The organism is Flavobacterium suaedae (assembly GCF_014642915.1).
Taxonomy (GTDB): domain Bacteria; phylum Bacteroidota; class Bacteroidia; order Flavobacteriales; family Flavobacteriaceae; genus Flavobacterium; species Flavobacterium suaedae.
The window spans coordinates 185,682-203,086 of record NZ_BMJE01000001.1 but is presented as its reverse complement, the minus strand read 5'-3'; the positions used below and the strand labels follow the sequence as shown (position 1 = coordinate 203,086).

At 33.8% G+C, this 17,405-nt stretch carries 21 protein-coding genes; 18 read left to right on the top strand and 3 right to left on the bottom strand.

Translation table 11 applies throughout. The annotated features are described in order from the left end of the window. Positions 1–399 carry a glyoxalase gene (locus IEW45_RS00970; RefSeq protein WP_188619353.1) on the top strand — a complete coding sequence of 133 codons (399 nt, stop codon included), beginning with the start codon at positions 1–3 and terminating at the stop codon, positions 397–399. 64 nt (positions 400–463) lie between these two features. Here the strand turns inward: IEW45_RS00970 and IEW45_RS00965 are convergent, their stop codons facing one another. Then, positions 464–2,491, bottom strand: coding sequence for a hypothetical protein (locus IEW45_RS00965; RefSeq protein ID WP_188619352.1), 2,028 nt, complete (start codon positions 2,489–2,491; stop codon positions 464–466). A gap of 37 nt (positions 2,492–2,528) precedes the next feature. Beyond that, positions 2,529–3,275, bottom strand: coding sequence for a 3-oxoacyl-[acyl-carrier-protein] reductase (fabG, locus tag IEW45_RS00960; protein WP_188619351.1), 747 nt, complete (start codon positions 3,273–3,275; stop codon positions 2,529–2,531). 166 nt (positions 3,276–3,441) lie between these two features. Here fabG and IEW45_RS00955 point away from each other — a divergent pair, with 166 nt between their 5' ends. The 6 genes from IEW45_RS00955 to IEW45_RS00930 all read left to right on the top strand — a co-directional run bounded on the left by IEW45_RS00955 (position 3,442) and on the right by IEW45_RS00930 (position 6,099). Next, the gene (locus tag IEW45_RS00955) at positions 3,442–3,996 is read left to right on the top strand and encodes a GNAT family N-acetyltransferase (protein ID WP_188619350.1); all 555 of its coding nucleotides are present in this window, start codon (positions 3,442–3,444) and stop codon (positions 3,994–3,996) included. Then, on the top strand, positions 3,989–4,360 hold the full coding sequence (crcB, locus tag IEW45_RS00950) for a fluoride efflux transporter CrcB (RefSeq protein ID WP_188619349.1): 372 nt from the start codon (positions 3,989–3,991) through the stop codon (positions 4,358–4,360). Before IEW45_RS00955 ends, crcB begins: the two co-directional genes overlap by 8 nt. 169 nt (positions 4,361–4,529) lie before the next feature. Continuing rightward, positions 4,530–4,676, top strand: coding sequence for a hypothetical protein (locus tag IEW45_RS00945; protein ID WP_188619348.1), 147 nt, complete (start codon positions 4,530–4,532; stop codon positions 4,674–4,676). A gap of 228 nt (positions 4,677–4,904) precedes the next feature. Then, positions 4,905–5,219, top strand: a complete 315-nt coding sequence (locus IEW45_RS00940; RefSeq protein WP_188619347.1) for a hypothetical protein — start codon at positions 4,905–4,907, stop codon at positions 5,217–5,219. A 90-nt stretch (positions 5,220–5,309) separates the two neighbouring features. Further along, the gene (locus IEW45_RS00935; protein WP_188619346.1) at positions 5,310–5,762 is read left to right on the top strand and encodes a DUF6146 family protein; all 453 of its coding nucleotides are present in this window, start codon (positions 5,310–5,312) and stop codon (positions 5,760–5,762) included. Positions 5,763–5,793: 31 nt separating this feature from the next. Next, complete coding sequence (locus IEW45_RS00930) at positions 5,794–6,099, top strand: DUF6787 family protein (RefSeq protein ID WP_188619345.1); 306 nt, start codon at positions 5,794–5,796, stop codon at positions 6,097–6,099. Between the two features lie 55 nt (positions 6,100–6,154). On the opposite strand, the gene msrA is transcribed toward IEW45_RS00930, so the two are convergent. Continuing rightward, positions 6,155–6,700: a peptide-methionine (S)-S-oxide reductase MsrA gene (gene msrA / locus IEW45_RS00925; protein WP_229665882.1), complete on the bottom strand. Its 546-nt coding sequence runs from the start codon at positions 6,698–6,700 to the stop codon at positions 6,155–6,157. Positions 6,701–6,951: 251 nt separating this feature from the next. On the opposite strand from msrA, the gene IEW45_RS00920 reads away from it, so the two are divergent. From IEW45_RS00920 to IEW45_RS00870, 11 genes are all read left to right on the top strand, one after another. Then, on the top strand, positions 6,952–7,614 hold the full coding sequence (locus IEW45_RS00920; RefSeq protein ID WP_188619343.1) for an ABC transporter ATP-binding protein: 663 nt from the start codon (positions 6,952–6,954) through the stop codon (positions 7,612–7,614). Positions 7,615–7,623: 9 nt separating this feature from the next. Next, positions 7,624–9,336 (top strand): DUF8201 family protein, encoded by a 1,713-nt coding sequence (locus IEW45_RS00915; protein WP_188619342.1) that lies wholly within the window; start codon positions 7,624–7,626, stop codon positions 9,334–9,336. Positions 9,337–9,369: 33 nt separating this feature from the next. Further along, complete coding sequence (locus IEW45_RS00910; RefSeq protein WP_188619761.1) at positions 9,370–10,140, top strand: TIGR02757 family protein; 771 nt, start codon at positions 9,370–9,372, stop codon at positions 10,138–10,140. A gap of 93 nt (positions 10,141–10,233) precedes the next feature. Then, complete coding sequence (nhaC, locus tag IEW45_RS00905; RefSeq protein WP_188619341.1) at positions 10,234–11,691, top strand: Na+/H+ antiporter NhaC; 1,458 nt, start codon at positions 10,234–10,236, stop codon at positions 11,689–11,691. 91 nt (positions 11,692–11,782) lie between these two features. After that, on the top strand, positions 11,783–12,514 hold the full coding sequence (locus tag IEW45_RS00900) for a class I SAM-dependent methyltransferase (protein WP_188619340.1): 732 nt from the start codon (positions 11,783–11,785) through the stop codon (positions 12,512–12,514). Between the two features lies 1 nt (position 12,515). Further along, on the top strand, positions 12,516–13,244 hold the full coding sequence (locus tag IEW45_RS00895; protein WP_188619339.1) for a ZIP family metal transporter: 729 nt from the start codon (positions 12,516–12,518) through the stop codon (positions 13,242–13,244). Between the two features lie 24 nt (positions 13,245–13,268). Beyond that, positions 13,269–14,084, top strand: a complete 816-nt coding sequence (gene murQ, locus IEW45_RS00890; RefSeq protein WP_188619338.1) for an N-acetylmuramic acid 6-phosphate etherase — start codon at positions 13,269–13,271, stop codon at positions 14,082–14,084. Between the two features lie 10 nt (positions 14,085–14,094). Then, positions 14,095–14,298 carry a DUF6095 family protein gene (locus tag IEW45_RS00885; protein WP_229665862.1) on the top strand — a complete coding sequence of 68 codons (204 nt, stop codon included), beginning with the start codon at positions 14,095–14,097 and terminating at the stop codon, positions 14,296–14,298. Then, complete coding sequence (locus IEW45_RS00880) at positions 14,288–14,665, top strand: DNA topoisomerase IV (protein ID WP_188619336.1); 378 nt, start codon at positions 14,288–14,290, stop codon at positions 14,663–14,665. The genes IEW45_RS00885 and IEW45_RS00880 overlap by 11 nt, the downstream gene beginning before the upstream one ends. A gap of 6 nt (positions 14,666–14,671) precedes the next feature. Beyond that, positions 14,672–15,442: a TerC family protein gene (locus tag IEW45_RS00875; protein ID WP_188619335.1), complete on the top strand. Its 771-nt coding sequence runs from the start codon at positions 14,672–14,674 to the stop codon at positions 15,440–15,442. 244 nt (positions 15,443–15,686) lie between these two features. Continuing rightward, positions 15,687–17,369, top strand: a complete 1,683-nt coding sequence (locus IEW45_RS00870) for a T9SS type A sorting domain-containing protein (protein WP_188619334.1) — start codon at positions 15,687–15,689, stop codon at positions 17,367–17,369. The last annotated feature ends 36 nt before the right edge of the window (positions 17,370–17,405 follow it).

The following is a 17,405-nucleotide window of genomic DNA, read 5'->3' as shown; positions in this document are numbered from 1 at the left end:
ATGGAAACAAGAGACAGAGGTTTGATTGGTATAAGAGGTGATATATTAGGCGATATACACCCCCAATCATCAGAAGAAGAAATATTCCAAAACAAAACAATACGACCAATACTTAAATTTCAGAATGATCTCTTTTTAGCTTCTTTTTTAAACTATGTAAATAAGCATAAAGGTGATTTTTACAGCCTTAACACAGAGAAAAAACTGATTTTTATAGAGAATGCCATACAAAAGGACATAAAGTTTAGAAATGCTTTAAAAGGTATGGTTATAGCAATGTTTACTATTGATGAGTATAATGAGTATATAACTAATTCGTCAAGGTTAAATAAAAGAATGATGAACTTACTCATTGAACGATTAAAAGACCAAGTACAGCTATTGGAAAAAATAGCATAATAAAAAAGAGGGCAAAATGCCCTCTTTTTTTATTTCAATTAATGTAACTATAAAAATTATTTAATTACATTAAACCATTGTACTTTCTTACAAACCACTCTATAGCTAAGGTTATAGCTAAAATAACTAATAGCCATACCCAATCAATTAATGGTGATTTTTGGGTTATCTCTTTTTGAGTAGCCTTATAGTTATCATTCGAAATTAGCTTCTCTAACAACGTTTTTGTATTATTTGGGTAATACACATCCCCTCCTGTTTTTAAAGCTGTTTGTTGCAGTCTTTTCAAGTCAGGGTTTACAAATTGTTTTTCTATTTCAAAATCTAATACTTCAAAAGAGCTGCTGTAAACAGTATTGGAGTTATTCTCCTTTACCGTAAACGAATATTTACCTGCGGTAATACCATCAAGGTTAACTTTATATTCATTATTACCTTTTAAAAAATCATATGTTTTACTTTCTCCTGTAGTAGTATTTTTAATGCTTATAGTTAAACGGGCATTTTCATCAAACTCATAATTTTTATTAAAAAACTGAGCCGTTATACCTATTAGTTCACCTGAGTTATAAAAACTTTCATGATTAACTATAAGTGACTTTCTTTTAGAGTTTGAAGCTAAAAACTGTATTGTCTTATCAATAAATACATCAAACTGCTCAAATGAGTTATTTTTAAGGTACGTTTCCATTCGCCACTTCCAAATATCTTCACCGAGTAAAAAAGCGTTGCGGGAAGCTCCGTTTTCAGAAAAAACAAATAATGGACTATCAGTATCTAAATTTCTAATGCTTGAACCCAATAATTCATTAGCACTTGACTTTACTGTTACCGTACCAAATGGATTTTGCAAAGGGGGAAACTGTTCAAAACCTATATCATCAACAGCAAAAAGGTTAAACAACGAATTATATTTCGCCGTATAATTCTCCTTTTGCGAAGTCATTTTAAAGCTTAATAAATCCTGATACCTGTTTAAAAGGTTAAAATCAGTATGTAATCCTGTAATAACAAAAGTATTTAAGCCTGCTGTTTTATTCTGTTCTAATAAATTACGGAAGGTAGCATCAGGTTGGTATAATAGTAAAACATTATAGTCCTGTAATGATTTTACTTCATTAGGTTTTAATAATGTTACATTACGTTGCTTGTTATTCTCTATAGCACGTTTTAAAGCACCCAAATCAGGATGTGTAATGTTTGATACTATTGCAACTTCCGAACGTTGGTCTATAACCTCTACAGCAAAGTTTTTAGTATTGTTATAAGTGTTCTTTTCCTTTTCGGCAGAAGTTATTACCGCTTTATAGGTTTGTACACCTACTTTTTTAGCTTCAAGCAATACATTTACTACCTGTGCTTTATTATTCTGGGTAAATGATACTTTTTGCTTATATACTACTGTATTCCCCTGTTTAATGCTAAACTCAGCATCTATATTTTTATTCCCACTGTATTGAAGAAAAACTTCTACAGGAAATTTATTTTTAAGTAGTGCGTATTTGTTAACGTTTACCTGATTTACTTTTAAGTCAGGGTATAAGGTAGTATCCCCTACTACAATTGGGTAAACTTGGGTATCCTCAGTAAAACTGTATATGTAGTCATTGCCTAGAGTCTGGTTACCATCTGAAATTAACAGTACCGGATACTTTTTACCCCTGTATAATTGTTTTAAGTTTTGTGCTGCCTGAGCAATATGAGTTTGTTTACCCTTATAGTCAGGTTCTTCTCCCATGTTAAAACCTTCATCAAAAGTAAATAACTGAACATCGAACTTATCATTTAAGGCTTTATCTTCAACTATCTCTTTATAAAGGTTGTTAACCAAGCTATCCTGCCCCAGCTCTTTTATAGAAGCAGAATTATCTACCAATACAGGTAGTGGTGTTTTTTCTACTTCAAAGTCTTTATGGGTTATTATAGGGTTTATCAGCAAAATAAATATTGCCAAGTAACTGCAGAAACGTAAAAAAGCTAAAAAGAAAAGTGCTTTACCCTTCTTTTTAGCTTTAAATATATATTGATAGAATGACAATCCAAATGCTGCAAAAACAGCTACTATTAGTAATAAAACCATAGATGTAGTCATTCCAATCCCTTATATTATAAATTTATATTCTTTTTAATTACGTAAGCATACCACCGTCAACATTCAATGTTTGCCCTGTTACATAGGCAGACATATCAGAAGCAAGGAATACACATGCGTTGGCTACGTCTTCCGGACTTCCTCCTCTTTTTAACGGAATATTCTCAGTCCAACCTTTCACAACATCTTCACCAAGTTTTTCTGTCATTTCTGTTTCTATAAAGCCCGGTGCAATTGCGTTACAACGTATATTTCTTGAACCAAGCTCCAGCGCTACAGATTTTGTAAAACCAATAACCCCTGCTTTTGATGCTGCATAATTAGTTTGTCCTGCATTACCCTTCACTCCTACTACAGAGCTCATATTAATTATAGAACCTTTACGCTGCTTTAGCATAGTACGTTGTACAGCTTTAGTCATGTTAAATACTGACTTAAGGTTAACGTCTATAACTTTATCAAAGTCTTCTTCAGATATACGCATAAGCAGGTTATCTTTAGTAATACCTGCATTGTTTATTAAAATATCTACAGTACCAAATTCAGCTACTACATCATCAACAAGTTGTTGTGCCGCATTAAAGTCAGCAGCATTACTTTGGTAACCTTTTGCTTTGATTCCTAAAGCTGTTAATTCTTCTTCAAGTACTTTTGCTGCTTCTGCACTGCTACTGTATGTAAAAGCTACATTAGCACCCTGCTCTGCAAAAACTTTTGCTATACCACGACCAATACCTCTGCTCGCGCCGGTAATAATAGCCGTTTTTCCTTCTAATAATTTCATAGATTTCGTTAGTTTGTTTCTTTACAAAGTAGCAAATATAGTAAATTGTTTACGGTAATATTACGCTATGTTTTATAGTTTTGGCGCACAACATAAATAAACTTGTTAAATTTGTAAACATGCATAGCCTTTATAAATAACTAAAAACTGTACTTAAAAGTTTTCTATGAGTTTAATAAACCAGACATATAAATTAAAAAACGGTTTAAGTATAATTGTTCGTGAAGCAGATACAGAAGATGCAGAAGCGTTGCTACGCCTGAAAAAAGGTTATATAAAAAATACTACTTCCATTCCACTGTATGAATATGAATATAGAAATACAGTTGATGATGAAGCAGAACTAATTAACAGGTATAAACAGCAAAAAAACAGTTTATTACTTGTTGCTGAACATAATAACGAACTAATAGGAAATATAGACCTTACAGGAAATCAACGTGAAAAAATATTCCATACTGCTGCACTAGGCATGGGTATAGCCAACAATTGGCAAAATTTAGGTATTGGCACATGCCTTATGGACATGCTACTGAAAATTGCTACAAAACATTTACCTGTAAATATTATATGGCTGGAAGTTTACTCCTCTAATATTTCAGGGATTAAACTCTATGATAAATTTGGCTTTGAAGAATGTGGCACCATTAAAAACTTTTTTAAAGAAAAGCACATAGCTGATAAGATAACTATGGTAAAATACATTCAGAATCATGTTTAAATCAATATTAATAATAGGTCTTGGCGGAGGCATAGGCAGTATATTACGTTACTTAACCTCTTTACTTGCCAATAAGTATTTAAACAGTTTATTTCCTGCTGCTACGTTTATAGTAAATATCATAGGTTGTTTCCTTATAGGGTTACTTTTCGGTTATATGGAAAAACAGCAAATTGCCAGTGATAACTTTAAATATTTCTTTATAACAGGTTTTTGTGGCGGTTACACCACCTTCTCTACTTTTGCCATAGAAAATGTAAACCTGCTGCAAGGGCAACATACTTTTACTGCGTTTGCTTATATGGCAGCGAGTATAATTACAGGACTCTTTGCTGTTTGGCTGGGAATATATCTGGGCAAATAAAATAATTATCACTAAAACATAAACTATTCATTAATAATTCTTGGTAAATATTAAAGTTTTACTAAAAATTTTCATCGAAACAATGTAATTGATAGTTTTGCAATAAAATATTAAGAAAAACAGAATTGTACTGTTTGTATCAATTAAAATTGCAAAAATTAAGATGAAAATGAAAATCGATTTATTATTAAAACTATTCGCTAACATTAACCCAAAACATCAATTTAATTTTGGTTATGCAACGGAAGGCGAATGGAATGAAGATGAACCGGAGCAAGATGTAAGTAACGAAGAAGATTATCCATTATTCGTATAATATACATTAAGAGCCGGTTTAATACCAGCTCTTTTTTTAACACGGATTTTGTATCTCCTCCCTCCTTTACTAACAAGACGTTAAATAACCTACTGGTTATCAAATTTTAAGACACCTTTAGTATAGTTTCGCTTATAGTATGACTAATTTAGTACTGTAATAATCAAGGAAAACATTACTTGACCACTTACAACTAAATGTAGAATCATTAAAGCAAAAAAAATTATTATGAGCAACAAGAAACTAATATTAGGAATAGCTGCCGGTGTAGCAGCAATGGCAGCAGTAGGAATTGTACTAAAAAGAAAAGGATATCTTGACGGAGTTTCTGAAAAAGCTGATGAACTGGGACACGACCTTAAAGACAAGTTTAATAATGTAAAAGAATCTGCAAAAAAGAGATTTAACGAGGTAGTACAAAAAGGAGAAGATCTTGCCAGCAAAGCAAAAGAACATAAGGCTAATACCGGAAAGGAACTTGGTGATACTATAGATGTAAAAGCAAGTACCGAAGAGAAAAATTACAACTCAGCAACAGCATAGCGACTACATAAAGAATACAACAATTGTGATAAAAGCGCCTTTTTAGGGCGCTTTTATTTTTATAACTTTATACAATAAAATTCAATTGCCATGAAAAAGCTCTTTTTTACCATACCTATACTTATAGCAACCCTTACAATTAGCTGTAAAACAAATAAACCTAATTTTAAAGAGCCTAATACTACTAATAAAGAATTAGCTGACAGTAGTATTAAAAATGATACTGTACGTATTGCTAATGATGATATAGAATATGAGATAATTATTATTGACCCGGGGTTTACAGGTTGGCTTGCTTCCACAGCACGACCAAGGGGCTATTATGAACAGCCTTATCTTGAAGTAAAGAACAGGCAATGGGTTACCGAATGGAATATAAGAGCGCAAAATCCGTTGAAATACGGTAACTTGTACCAAATGCAAATTGACTACAGACCTAATATTGACTACGGTTATGAGGTAAACTACTTGCTTTACAATTATTTAGTCTATTTTCAAATAAGTAACAATCAAAACTTCACAGGTGTTGTACCGCAATACTAAAACAGGTATATTTGCGAGAAGGTTTATCATTATGAAAAAACTAAAAGAACGTTGGGGTATAAATAGTAATTTTCAGCTAGTTATAATATTTATTGTTTTTGCAGTTACAGGCTCAACGTCTGCTTATCTTTCTAAACCGGTTTTAGCATGGATGGGTATTACTAAAGACACTCTACCACTCTATTTCTACATTCCGCTATATATAATTTTAATATTCCCTATATATCAGGTTTTACTCGTTTCCTTTGGCTTTATATTCGGGCAATTCAAATTCTTTTGGGCTTTTGAGAAAAGAATGCTGAAAATGATGGGCTTCGGCTTTTTATTTAAAGACTAAAAAAGCCCCACAATTTGCAGGGCTGTTATATATCAAATTATAATATTACTATTTCTTACTCTTTAAGTTTCGATTTATAATTCTTTTTCAGTTTTTCCAACTTGGGCGATATTACCGCCTGGCAATACGGCTGATTTGAATTTTGTGCATAATAATCCTGATGATAATCTTCCGCAGGGTAAAAAGTACTCGCTTCACTTACTTTGGTAACTATTGGTTTACCAAATATATTTTGACTTTCCAGTAACTGTATAAAATTCTCAGCAGCTTTTTTCTGCTCGTCATTAGTGTAAAATATTTCGCTTCGGTATTGTGTACCAACATCAGCCCCCTGCCTGTTAAGCGTAGTTGGGTCATGCGTTGCGAAAAATATCTCTAACAAATCGTCGTAGGCTACCTCTTTAGGATTGTAAGTTATTTTAATAGCTTCGGCATGACCGGTAGTGCCATTACAAACTTCCCTGTAACTGGGATTTTTAACCGTGCCCCCTATATATCCTGAAACTACTTTCTCTACTCCTTTTAAATCAGTAAAAAATGCCTCTGTACACCAAAAGCAACCTCCTGCAAAAATTGCAGTCGCTGTATTTGTATTTTCCATAGTATTTGTTGTATTCTCCTTTATGTTTTCTGCTACTTCTTCTTTTGAGTTTTTCCCTTTAAGCTGGCAGGAAAAAATAGTCATAACAAAAATTAATGCAATTCCCTTCTTCATAGCTGTTCAAAATTAATAATTATAAATCGCCTTATTGCCGCGTTAACTAAACTTTACAATACAAATACAGTAAATATTGTGCCAAAAAACATTTATAATTTTTTAAATTGTTCGTTTCTTTGTGAAAACAGCTTATAATGATAAAAGCACAGAATATTCATAAATATTACGGCAATCTTCAGGTTTTAAAAGGAGTTAGCCTGCATATACAAAAAGGCGAAATAGTTTCTATAGTAGGAGCTTCAGGAGCGGGTAAAACAACCTTATTGCAAATACTGGGTACTTTAGACAGACCTGCCAAAGAAAACGGCACTTCGTTATTAATTAATAACGAAGATGTATTGGCAATGAAAGACAAAGCGCTCTCTAAATTCAGAAACTTGCAACTGGGCTTTATATTCCAATTTCATCAATTATTACCCGAGTTCACCGCTCTGGAAAATGTATGTATTCCTGCTTTTATAGCCGATACTCCTAAAAAAGAAGCTGAAGCAGAAGCCAAAAGGCTTTTAGAATACTTAGGACTATCACACAGAATAAATCACAAACCGGGAGAACTTTCGGGTGGAGAGCAGCAACGTGTGGCAGTTGCCAGGGCATTAATCAATAAACCTGCTGTAATTTTTGCCGATGAGCCTTCCGGTAACTTAGATACTGCTTCGGCAGAAAACTTACACAAGTTATTTTTTAAACTACGTGATGAAATGGGGCAAACATTTGTTATTGTTACCCATAACGAAGATCTTGCCGACATGGCAGACCGTAAGCTGGTAATGAGCGACGGAAATATAATCCGATAAAACTATGTTATGCTTTTAATTTTTATTAGCTGGATATATATAGGCTTTGTAACTATAAATTTAGGTTGCCTGTTTGCCAAACTGGTAAAATTAAAAACAAACAACTTTTCTGTTATTGCTATATTAGGGTTGTTTACCACTACACTTATAGCCTCATTTTGGGCTATTTTTAAAAACGTAGGTTTAGAGTTTCACATACTTTTACTACTCTTAACTTTAGCTTCGGGCTACTCGTTACGAAAGGAAATTAAAGCGATATACAAAGAGATTTTGTCAAAAATAAACAGTCTGAAACTGATATGTAAATCGCTATTATTTATAAATATAATCCTTATTATAGCGCAATGTGCTTCTTCTCCTTATGTTATTGATAATGAATCCTATTACATACAATCAATTAAATGGTTGAATGAATGTGGATTTGTAAAGGGTTTAGGTAATATTCATTTCTTTCTGGCACAATCAAGTGGGTGGCATATAACCCAAAGTGCATTCAGTTTTTCTTTTTTATACTCTAATTTTAATGATATAAGTGGCTATTGTCTGCTACTGGGGAATCTCTTCTGTATCTTCAAATTAAACGAGTATTTTACCGATAGAAAATTTAATAGTCTTGTTATAGGAATGTTCCCGTTAGCAAATGTATTTTTCTTTCAGTTTATTAGTGCTCCATCCCCTGATATACCTGTATACGTTTTCAGTTTTATAATTTTCAGCTATTTCCTTACTGGTAAAAAAGAAACTTTTACAGAAGATTTTAAAATTATAGCCCTACTTATTATTTACCTTATTTTCATTAAAACAACTGCGGTAGCCCTACTAACAGTTCCCTTGATAATGTTTTTTAGTAATTTCAAAAAAACATTACCTGCTATAAGTTCGTTAAGTATTATAGGCTTAATTACGTTAAGCGCTTTTATCGTCAAGAATACTATCATTAGCGGATACCCTTTATTTCCTGTAGTAAATTTTGCTTATAATGCTGATTGGGTAATCCCTGAGTCTATAGCGCAAATGTACTACGATGAAACTAAAGTGTATGGTTACTTATTAAAAAAGTCTGCATACGACAGCATGTCGTATAAAGAACTTATACTACGCTGGTTAACATTACCGAAATTGCACGGCTTGTTTAATCTTATAGGGGCAATACTTATTTTTATAACCCCCTTTGGTATTTATAAATTCAAGAATGAAAGAAAGTGGTGGATATTATATACACTAATGGTAGTACAAATGGTTATTTTATTTATTTCATCACCGCAGTACCGCTTTTTTATGAATACATTGTTATTGTTTTCTTTTTTCTTTGCAGCACTCATATTTACGAGCAGTAAACTATTTTTAAATAAAATGTTACTGAAACCTATACTTATATTCAGTATGATAGCTACTGCCTATGTACTTTTTATACCCATTGATCTTAATAAATTTGCCGAAAATAAATTCGCTTTAGAAACCAGCAACTTTAAACTTGAAGAAATTGTAGCACCTCACAGCAATAGTAAATTAAATACTGAATTTGAGAAAGTGACTATAGGAAACCTTACTTTTTACTCACCCATAAAAAATGATTTTTTCTGGGCTTCGGGTAATGGCCCTATACCCTGTGTAAATAAAGCACAAATAAAATATTTTGAACGAAAAACAGGTTATATACCACAACAGAGAAGCAACAAAATAAAAGACGGCTTTTTTGCTAAAAAAGTAGATAATAACTAATCATTACGCTTTAGTATCTTTGCAATTATGGAAATGACACTAAATGCAACGGATTTAAAAGCCTTTCTGGACGAGAAAGTAATACTATATAATAAACCTGATTTTATAGAATCAGACCCGATACAAATACCGCACAGCTTTACCCAAAAAGAAGATATTGAAATAGCAGGCTTTCTATCAGCAACTATTGCATGGGGAAACCGTAAAATGATAATCAATAATGCCCGCAAAATGATGGAACTTATGGGGAATACTCCGTATGATTTTGTTATGGAGCATAAAGAACATCATTTAGAAGCCTTAGATGGTTTTGTACACCGCACCTTTAACGGAGTTGATTTCAGCACTTTTATTAAAGCGATACAGCATATTTATACTAACCATAACGGGCTGGAAGCTGTTTTAAATAAAAACATTCAAAATAACAGCCTTCAAAACAGTATATCAGTTTTTAAAAAGACTTTTTTTGAAATAGAACACCAGCAAAGAACCCAAAAGCATATTTCTGACCCGTTAAAAGGCTCGGCTGCTAAGCGTATTAATATGTTTTTGCGCTGGATGGTACGAAAAGATAACACAGGTGTAGATTTTGGCATTTGGGAAAGTATCTCCCCTTCCGCCCTATCGTGCCCACTAGATGTACATTCGGGTAATGTAGCCCGTAAACTGGGTATTCTTAATCGTAAGCAAAACGATGCCAAAGCCTTAGCAGAATTGGATGTAGCATTACGGGAAATGGATAGCAATGACCCGGTTAAATATGATTTCGCTTTATTTGGTTTAGGAGTATTCGAAAAGTTTTAGCAATTAAATTTCTTTTTTAGCAGAAACTGCGACAGTAAAAATTACATTTATATAATTTTAGTAAATTGCAGGTTCAAATTCCGAAATTTATACATGGACACTACTCCTGAAGCTACCGATACTACTAAACAATTAAGTTTATTTAAAGCACTTATTCCTGTTATATTACTTGTAGCCATTTTGGCTTTTAATGTATATGTTTTTGGCGACGATGCACTATCGGGTTCCAACCAGTTTGTATTACTTTTAGGAGGTGCAATAGCTGCTATAGTAGGCTTTACCCATAAAGTACCTTACAGTACAATGTTAGGCAAAGTTTCAAAAAATATAAAATCTACAGCAGGTGCTATATTAATTCTTTTAATGGTAGGCGCACTTTCAGGCACATGGCTGTTAAGTGGTATTATACCTGCTATGGTTTATTATGGCTTACAAATACTTAACCCTGATATTTTCCTGCCTGCTTGTGTAGTAATATGTGCTATAATATCTATTGCTACAGGTAGTTCATGGACAACATCTGCAACCGTAGGTATAGCATTGGTAGGCATTGGCGGTGCTATGGGTATACATTTGGGTATGGTGGCCGGAGCTGTTATTTCAGGTGCTTATTTTGGCGATAAAATGTCTCCCTTATCAGATACTACCAATCTTGCCCCTGCTATGGCAGGAACTGATTTGTTTACACACATACGTTATATGACGTTTACAACAGTCCCTACATTAGTTGTTACACTTATTTTATTTATCATACTGGGATTAACACAAGATGTATCAGGTTCTACAGATACTGTATCTACCCAAACTGCAATAACAGAAATTTTTAATATTAACGGCCGGCTATTTATAGTTCCTGTTATTGTAATAATACTTATTGTAAAGAAAACTGAGCCACTTATAGCCTTAATGCTGGGTATATTACTTGGCGGAGCATTTGCGGTTATATTTCAGCCCGAATTGGTAGCTAAAGCCGGAGGAGCTAAAACACTAAACTTCATTTCAGGCTATAAAGGTGTAATGAATGCTATTACAGTAGAAACAGTTATAGAAACTTCAAATAAAACATTAAGTGAGTTGTTCGTTGCCGGTGGTATGACCAAAATGCTGAATACTATATGGCTTATTATATGTGCTATGGTATTTGGTGGTGTTATGGAAGCTATTGGCGCTTTAAAAACCATAAGTCGAGCATTATTAAGTATAGCCAACAGTATATTCGGGCTTTTTACCAGTACGGTAGCAAGCTGTATAGCATTAAACATTACAGCTTCCGACCAGTACCTAGCTATAGTAGTACCGGGTAAAATGTTTGCCGAAGCCTATAAAGATAAAGGACTTGCACCTGAAAATCTTAGCCGCACACTGGAGGATTCAGGAACTGTAACCTCTGTATTAGTACCTTGGAATACTTGTGGTGCCTATCAATCAGGGGTATTAGGAGTAGATACATTATCATACCTCCCATACGCTTTCTTTAATATATTAAGCCCTATAACCACTTTAATATTTGCTGCTTTCAGAATAAAAATAAGAAAGCTGATAAAAGGATAAAATATTTTATTGCAACAATATTGCATTTGTTTACAAATTTAAATGTAGCTTATCATAATTATTAATAAATTTGCGGCTACAAATAAATTCTATGCAACAAGACAAAGCAAAATGGTTTGCATCGTGGTTTAACACACCCTATTATCATATTCTATATAAAGACCGTAATTATGCCGAAGCAGGGCTTTTTATGGAAAACTTAACTCGATATCTTAACCTGCCTGATAATGCTAAAATACTTGACCTTGCCTGTGGCAGAGGAAGACATTCTAAATACTTAAGCAAACTGGGGTATAATGTTACAGGTGCTGATTTATCTGAAAAAAGCATAGAAGAAGCCTCTAAATTCAGTAATGATAACCTGCATTTTGTAGTGCATGATATGCGAAAACCTTTTGCTGAAAAGTTTGATGCTGTTTTCAACCTTTTCACCAGTTTTGGCTATTTTGAAAATGATGAGGATAACCTTACTACCTTAAAAGCTATAAAAAGTAACTTAAATGAATATGGTTTTGCTGTAATTGACTTTATGAATGTTGATTATGTACTAAAAAACCTTGTAGCCAAAGAAACCAAAACCGTAGATGGTATTGATTTTCATATTAAACGATATGAAAAAGACAGTCACATTTATAAAGATATATCATTTACCGATAATGGTACTGAATATAATTATACCGAAAAAGTTAAGGCTTTAAAACTTGAGGATTTTGAGGCTTTAATGGAAGAAGCTGGTATATACCTGCTTGATATTTTTGGGGACTACAAACTACATAAGTTTGATAAAAAAGAGTCTGAACGTTTAATCATGATTTTCAAATAAAATGATATATATATTACCATTAGTTTCAGTTGTTTTGGGGTATGTCGTAGCATTATTACTAAAACCTTCTAACCCTAAAAGCATTAAACTATTACTTGCATTTAGTGGTGCTTTCTTACTGTCAATCACGGTGATGCACCTACTTCCTGAAGTGTACTCTATTGAAGCAGGTGAACATGCGCACGAACTTCATGAGCACGGAGGTCATGCACATAACCACAACAGTCCGCTGGGGTTATTTATAATGGCGGGCATTATTTTCCAGATAATACTGGAGTACTTTTCTAAAGGCGCTGAGCACGGGCATGTACACGGACAGGGACATGAACATAAAGACCATATGCCTTGGCTATTATTTATAAGCTTATGTATACATGCGCTAATGGAGGGCATGCCGGTAAACCATCAACATGATTTAGCTTGGGGTATTGCCATACACCACTTCCCTATTGCTATTATACTCACTGCTTTTTTTGTAAATTCCGGTTTAAACAAAACAGCAATTTTACTGTTTATGATGGCATTTGCTGTTATGACACCACTGGGAACATTAATTTCAGGACATTTTGATTTCCTTACGCAATATTATAAAGAAGTTTCTGCAATAGTAGTAGGTATACTGTTCCATATATCCTCAACCATAATATTTGAAAGCAGCGAAGGGCATAAATTTAATATGGCTAAGCTATTAGTTATAATATTAGGGGTTATTTTGGCGTATTTTATCTAATTTTACGGTTAAAACTACAACTATATGTCTTTTACCAAGACTACAGAGCAAGATTCTAATTACAACCAACTGGAAAACATGCCTGTAGGCGATTTACTTCGTAATATTAACAACGAAGATAAAACCGTTCCGCTTGCTGTAGAAAAAGCTATCCCGCAAATAGAAGCACTTGTACAAGCAACCGTTGATAAAATGAAAGTTGGCGGAAGATTATTTTATATAGGCGCAGGAACTAGTGGTCGTTTGGGTATTGTAGATGCTTCGGAATGCCCTCCTACTTTCGGTGTTCCGCACGATTTGGTAATCGGATTAATTGCAGGGGGCGATACTGCTATACGAAAAGCTGTTGAATTTGCCGAAGATGACAACAACCAAGCTTGGAAAGATTTATCTGAATACAACATAAATGGTAACGATGTAGTAATTGGTATTGCTGCTTCGGGTACTACTCCATACGTTATTGGCGGATTAGAGAAATGCAATGCAAATAACATTATTACGGGGTGTATAACCTGTAATGCAGGTAGTCCGCTATCGCAAACAGCACAATACCCTATTGAGGTTGTAACAGGTCCTGAATTTGTAACAGGAAGCTCACGCATGAAAGCCGGTACAGCACAAAAACTCGTGCTTAATATGATATCAACCGCTGTTATGGTACAATTAGGACGAGTAAAAGGAAATAAAATGGTAGATATGCAACTTAGTAATAATAAGCTTGTAAATCGTGGTGTGAGAATGGTTATGGGTGAGCTAAACGTTTCGCAACAAACAGCAGAAGAGTTACTTAGCGAGCATAAAAGTGTAAGAAAAGCTATAGAAAGTTATGCCAACAAATAAGAAAATATTAATGAAAGGACTAACCTATATGGGTTGGGCGCTACCTCTATTTTTTTTAGGTCCTGTTGTAATACACATTTCTTTTAAAAATGAAGGTCACCCTCTGTTTATACCTGTTTTAGGATTGGGAATCATTTTTTGCTTTTTGGCTATTTTATTTATGGCAAAAGGAATAAAAACAATAATTAACAGTCTTTTTGAAAATGAAAATTAAACTTCTATTATCTTTATTTTGTGTTATACTGTTATCGTCTTGTTATAATCAGGAACGTAACTGTAAAGACTTTAAAACAGGTAAGTTTAAGTTTGAACATGAAATAAATGGTAAAAAACAAACTACTTATTTTGAGCGTAATGACTCTATTGAAGTAGAAACTTTTGAGGGTAAAACAGATACATCATCAATACGCTGGATAAATGACTGCGAATATATTTTGAAAAAAATTAATCCTAAAAACATGCAGGAGCAAAAAGCAGTACACATGAAAATACTTACCACGAATGATAATACGTATACTTTTGAGTTTTCAATTGTGGGAGATAATAATAAACAAAAAGGAACTGTTACTAAAATAAACTAACTGACTATGGAATTTTTAGCCAGCCCGGATACCTGGATTGCACTTTTAACCCTTACATTTCTTGAAATTGTACTGGGTATTGATAACATTATTTTTATATCGATAGTTACAGGTAAATTACCGGAAGAAAACCGGAAGAAAGCCACTCAAATAGGTTTATTTCTCGCTATGTTTATGCGTATAGGACTACTATTTGGTATTAGCCTGCTTGTTGCAATGAAAGAGCCTTGGTTTAGTGTAAACTGGGGGTGGTTTAGTGCCAGTTTTACGGGACAGGCACTCATACTCTTAGCCGGTGGTATTTTCCTGATTTATAAGAGTACTAAAGAAATTCACGAAAAAGTAGATCATAAAGGCGAAGAGGAAAAGAGTTTAGAGACAGTAGCTAAAAAGTCGTTTTCTAATGTTATTGTGCAAATACTTTTAATTGACCTTATATTCTCTGTAGACTCTATATTGACAGCTGTTGGTATGACCAACGGACTGGAAGGTGCTTTATACATTATGATTACTGCTGTAGTAATATCTGTTAGTGTAATGATGCTGTTTGCAGTGCCGGTAGGTAAATTTGTAAACAAAAACCCATCGATACAAATTTTAGGTCTTGCATTCCTTATACTTATCGGTTTTATGCTAATAACGGAAAGTATGCATCTTTCGGGGGCTGAACTTGCCGGGCAACATGTAGGTGCCGTACCAAAAGGGTATTTATACTTTGCTATTGCTTTCTCACTGGCAGTAGAATTCCTAAATATGAAAATGAGAAAAAATAAATAACAAAATATTTTTCATAACAAAAAACGACAGCTATATAGCTGTCGTTTTTTGTTTAATTTTTATAACTTTCATTATTTACACAAATCCGTAAAAAGCCTATAATAAACTTATAATTAATACTTTATATGTGAAAAAATAATTTTAAACAACCGTTAATTATTTCTTATAGTTACTAATCTAAAAGTGCAAAATTATTTTTGTTTAATTAATTTTATTCAATGTTAAACAAAAAAAATCTATAAAAATGAAAAACTTTACAAAGCTTATTACATTAATGTTTGCCCTTATCGGCTTAACAGCCACAGCACAAAATGCAAGGGTTCAGGTAATACACAACTGTGCAGATGCAGCTGCTGATGAAGTAGATGTATATTTAGACGGAACTATATTATTAAATGATTTTGCTTTCAGAACAGCTACTCCATTTATAGATGCTCCTGCTGAAACTGAAATAGAAATTGTTGTAGCTCCATCTACAAGCACATCTGATGCTGATGGTATATACACACTAAGCACTACTCTCACAGAAGGTGAAACGTATATTTTAGTAGCTAACGGAATAGTAAGTGAAACGGGATACTCACCTGCACAACCATTTGAACTTTCTGTTTATGCTATGGGTAGAGAAAATGCATCAGCAGGTACCAATACCGACGTATTAGCATTTCATGGTGCAACAGATGCACCTACTGTTGACGTAACTGCTCTTGGTGCAGGTACAGTAGTAGATGATATTATGTATGGCGATTTTAACGGTAACTACCTTGAATTACCTACTGATGATTACATATTGAGTGTTACTACTGCCGATGGTAGTACAACTGTAGCTTCATACCAGGCACCATTATCTACTTTAAATTTAGAAGGTGCAGCCATAACAGTATTAGCCAGTGGTTTTTTAGACCCGTCTATGAATAGTGAAGGACCTGCTTTTGGATTATGGGCTGCTACAGCAAGCGGTGGACCTCTTGTAGAGTTACCAACAGCAGAACTTACAGCAAGAGTTCAGGTAATACACAATTCTGCCGATTTAGCTGCTCAAACAGTAGATGTTTATCTAAATGGTGAAATTTTACAGGATGATTTTGCTTTCAGAACAGCTACTCCTTTTATAGATGCTCCGGCAAATGAAGAAATATCAATTGATATTGCTCCTTCTACAAGTACATCGGCAAGCGAAAGTATTTATAACCTTACAACAACACTTGATGTTAATGAAACTTATATTGTTATAGCTAATGGTATAGTTAGTGATTCAGGATATACTCCCGATGAACCTTTTGGATTATATGTTTATGCGATGGGTAGAGAAATGGCAACGGACGGTAGTAATACAGATGTTCTGGTATTCCATGGTGCAACTGATGCTCCTACAGTTGATGTAGTAGAAAGTAGTGTTCCTGCAGGCACAGTGGTAGATGACATTATGTATGGTAACTTTGACGGTTACTTAGAATTGGCTACAGCGGATTACACACTTGATGTTACAACTGCCGATGGCAATACAGTTGTTGCCAGATATGATGCTCCTCTTGCTACCTTAAATTTAGAAGGTGCAGCAATAACAGTATTGGCAAGTGGTTTTTTAGACCCTACTATGAATAGTAATGGACCTGCTTTTGGATTATGGGCTGCTACTGCTAATGGTGGTGCGCTTGTAGAGTTACCTTCGGTACCGCTTAGTGCTACAGAATTTGATACTAACGAATTAGTAATTTATCCGAACCCGGCGTCTTCTCAAATAACTATAAGTAATACACTGGGTGCTGATGTAAATTACACTATATATGATATGTCCGGTAGAAATGTAATGAATGCTGCTACAGCAAATACTATAAATGTTTCAGGACTTCAAAACGGAATGTATATGTTAGATTTAGAAGTAAACGGAACAAAATCTCAACATAAAATAGTAATTAAAAAATAATTGTCTTTTTTCTTAGTTTTTAAAACAGCCCTAAGT

What these genes read in the sequence shown, in the direction of transcription:
- IEW45_RS00955 (WP_188619350.1), top strand. Translation starts at nt 3,442, where the DNA reads ATGAGTTTAATAAACCAGACATATAAATTAAAAAACGGTTTAAGTATA.
- IEW45_RS00965 (WP_188619352.1), bottom strand. Translation starts at nt 2,491, where the DNA reads ATGACTACATCTATGGTTTTATTACTAATAGTAGCTGTTTTTGCAGCA.
- IEW45_RS00885 (WP_229665862.1), top strand. Translation starts at nt 14,095, where the DNA reads ATGAAAGGACTAACCTATATGGGTTGGGCGCTACCTCTATTTTTTTTA.
- IEW45_RS00935 (WP_188619346.1), top strand. Translation starts at nt 5,310, where the DNA reads ATGAAAAAGCTCTTTTTTACCATACCTATACTTATAGCAACCCTTACA.
- murQ (WP_188619338.1), top strand. Translation starts at nt 13,269, where the DNA reads ATGTCTTTTACCAAGACTACAGAGCAAGATTCTAATTACAACCAACTG.
- IEW45_RS00875 (WP_188619335.1), top strand. Translation starts at nt 14,672, where the DNA reads ATGGAATTTTTAGCCAGCCCGGATACCTGGATTGCACTTTTAACCCTT.
- IEW45_RS00895 (WP_188619339.1), top strand. Translation starts at nt 12,516, where the DNA reads ATGATATATATATTACCATTAGTTTCAGTTGTTTTGGGGTATGTCGTA.
- fabG (WP_188619351.1), bottom strand. Translation starts at nt 3,275, where the DNA reads ATGAAATTATTAGAAGGAAAAACGGCTATTATTACCGGCGCGAGCAGA.
- IEW45_RS00900 (WP_188619340.1), top strand. Translation starts at nt 11,783, where the DNA reads ATGCAACAAGACAAAGCAAAATGGTTTGCATCGTGGTTTAACACACCC.
- nhaC (WP_188619341.1), top strand. Translation starts at nt 10,234, where the DNA reads ATGGACACTACTCCTGAAGCTACCGATACTACTAAACAATTAAGTTTA.
- IEW45_RS00870 (WP_188619334.1), top strand. Translation starts at nt 15,687, where the DNA reads ATGAAAAACTTTACAAAGCTTATTACATTAATGTTTGCCCTTATCGGC.
- IEW45_RS00940 (WP_188619347.1), top strand. Translation starts at nt 4,905, where the DNA reads ATGAGCAACAAGAAACTAATATTAGGAATAGCTGCCGGTGTAGCAGCA.
- IEW45_RS00920 (WP_188619343.1), top strand. Translation starts at nt 6,952, where the DNA reads ATGATAAAAGCACAGAATATTCATAAATATTACGGCAATCTTCAGGTT.
- msrA (WP_229665882.1), bottom strand. Translation starts at nt 6,700, where the DNA reads ATGGAAAATACAAATACAGCGACTGCAATTTTTGCAGGAGGTTGCTTT.
- IEW45_RS00930 (WP_188619345.1), top strand. Translation starts at nt 5,794, where the DNA reads ATGAAAAAACTAAAAGAACGTTGGGGTATAAATAGTAATTTTCAGCTA.
- IEW45_RS00945 (WP_188619348.1), top strand. Translation starts at nt 4,530, where the DNA reads ATGAAAATCGATTTATTATTAAAACTATTCGCTAACATTAACCCAAAA.
- IEW45_RS00880 (WP_188619336.1), top strand. Translation starts at nt 14,288, where the DNA reads ATGAAAATTAAACTTCTATTATCTTTATTTTGTGTTATACTGTTATCG.
- IEW45_RS00910 (WP_188619761.1), top strand. Translation starts at nt 9,370, where the DNA reads ATGACACTAAATGCAACGGATTTAAAAGCCTTTCTGGACGAGAAAGTA.
- IEW45_RS00915 (WP_188619342.1), top strand. Translation starts at nt 7,624, where the DNA reads ATGCTTTTAATTTTTATTAGCTGGATATATATAGGCTTTGTAACTATA.
- crcB (WP_188619349.1), top strand. Translation starts at nt 3,989, where the DNA reads ATGTTTAAATCAATATTAATAATAGGTCTTGGCGGAGGCATAGGCAGT.
- IEW45_RS00970 (WP_188619353.1), top strand. Translation starts at nt 1, where the DNA reads ATGGAAACAAGAGACAGAGGTTTGATTGGTATAAGAGGTGATATATTA.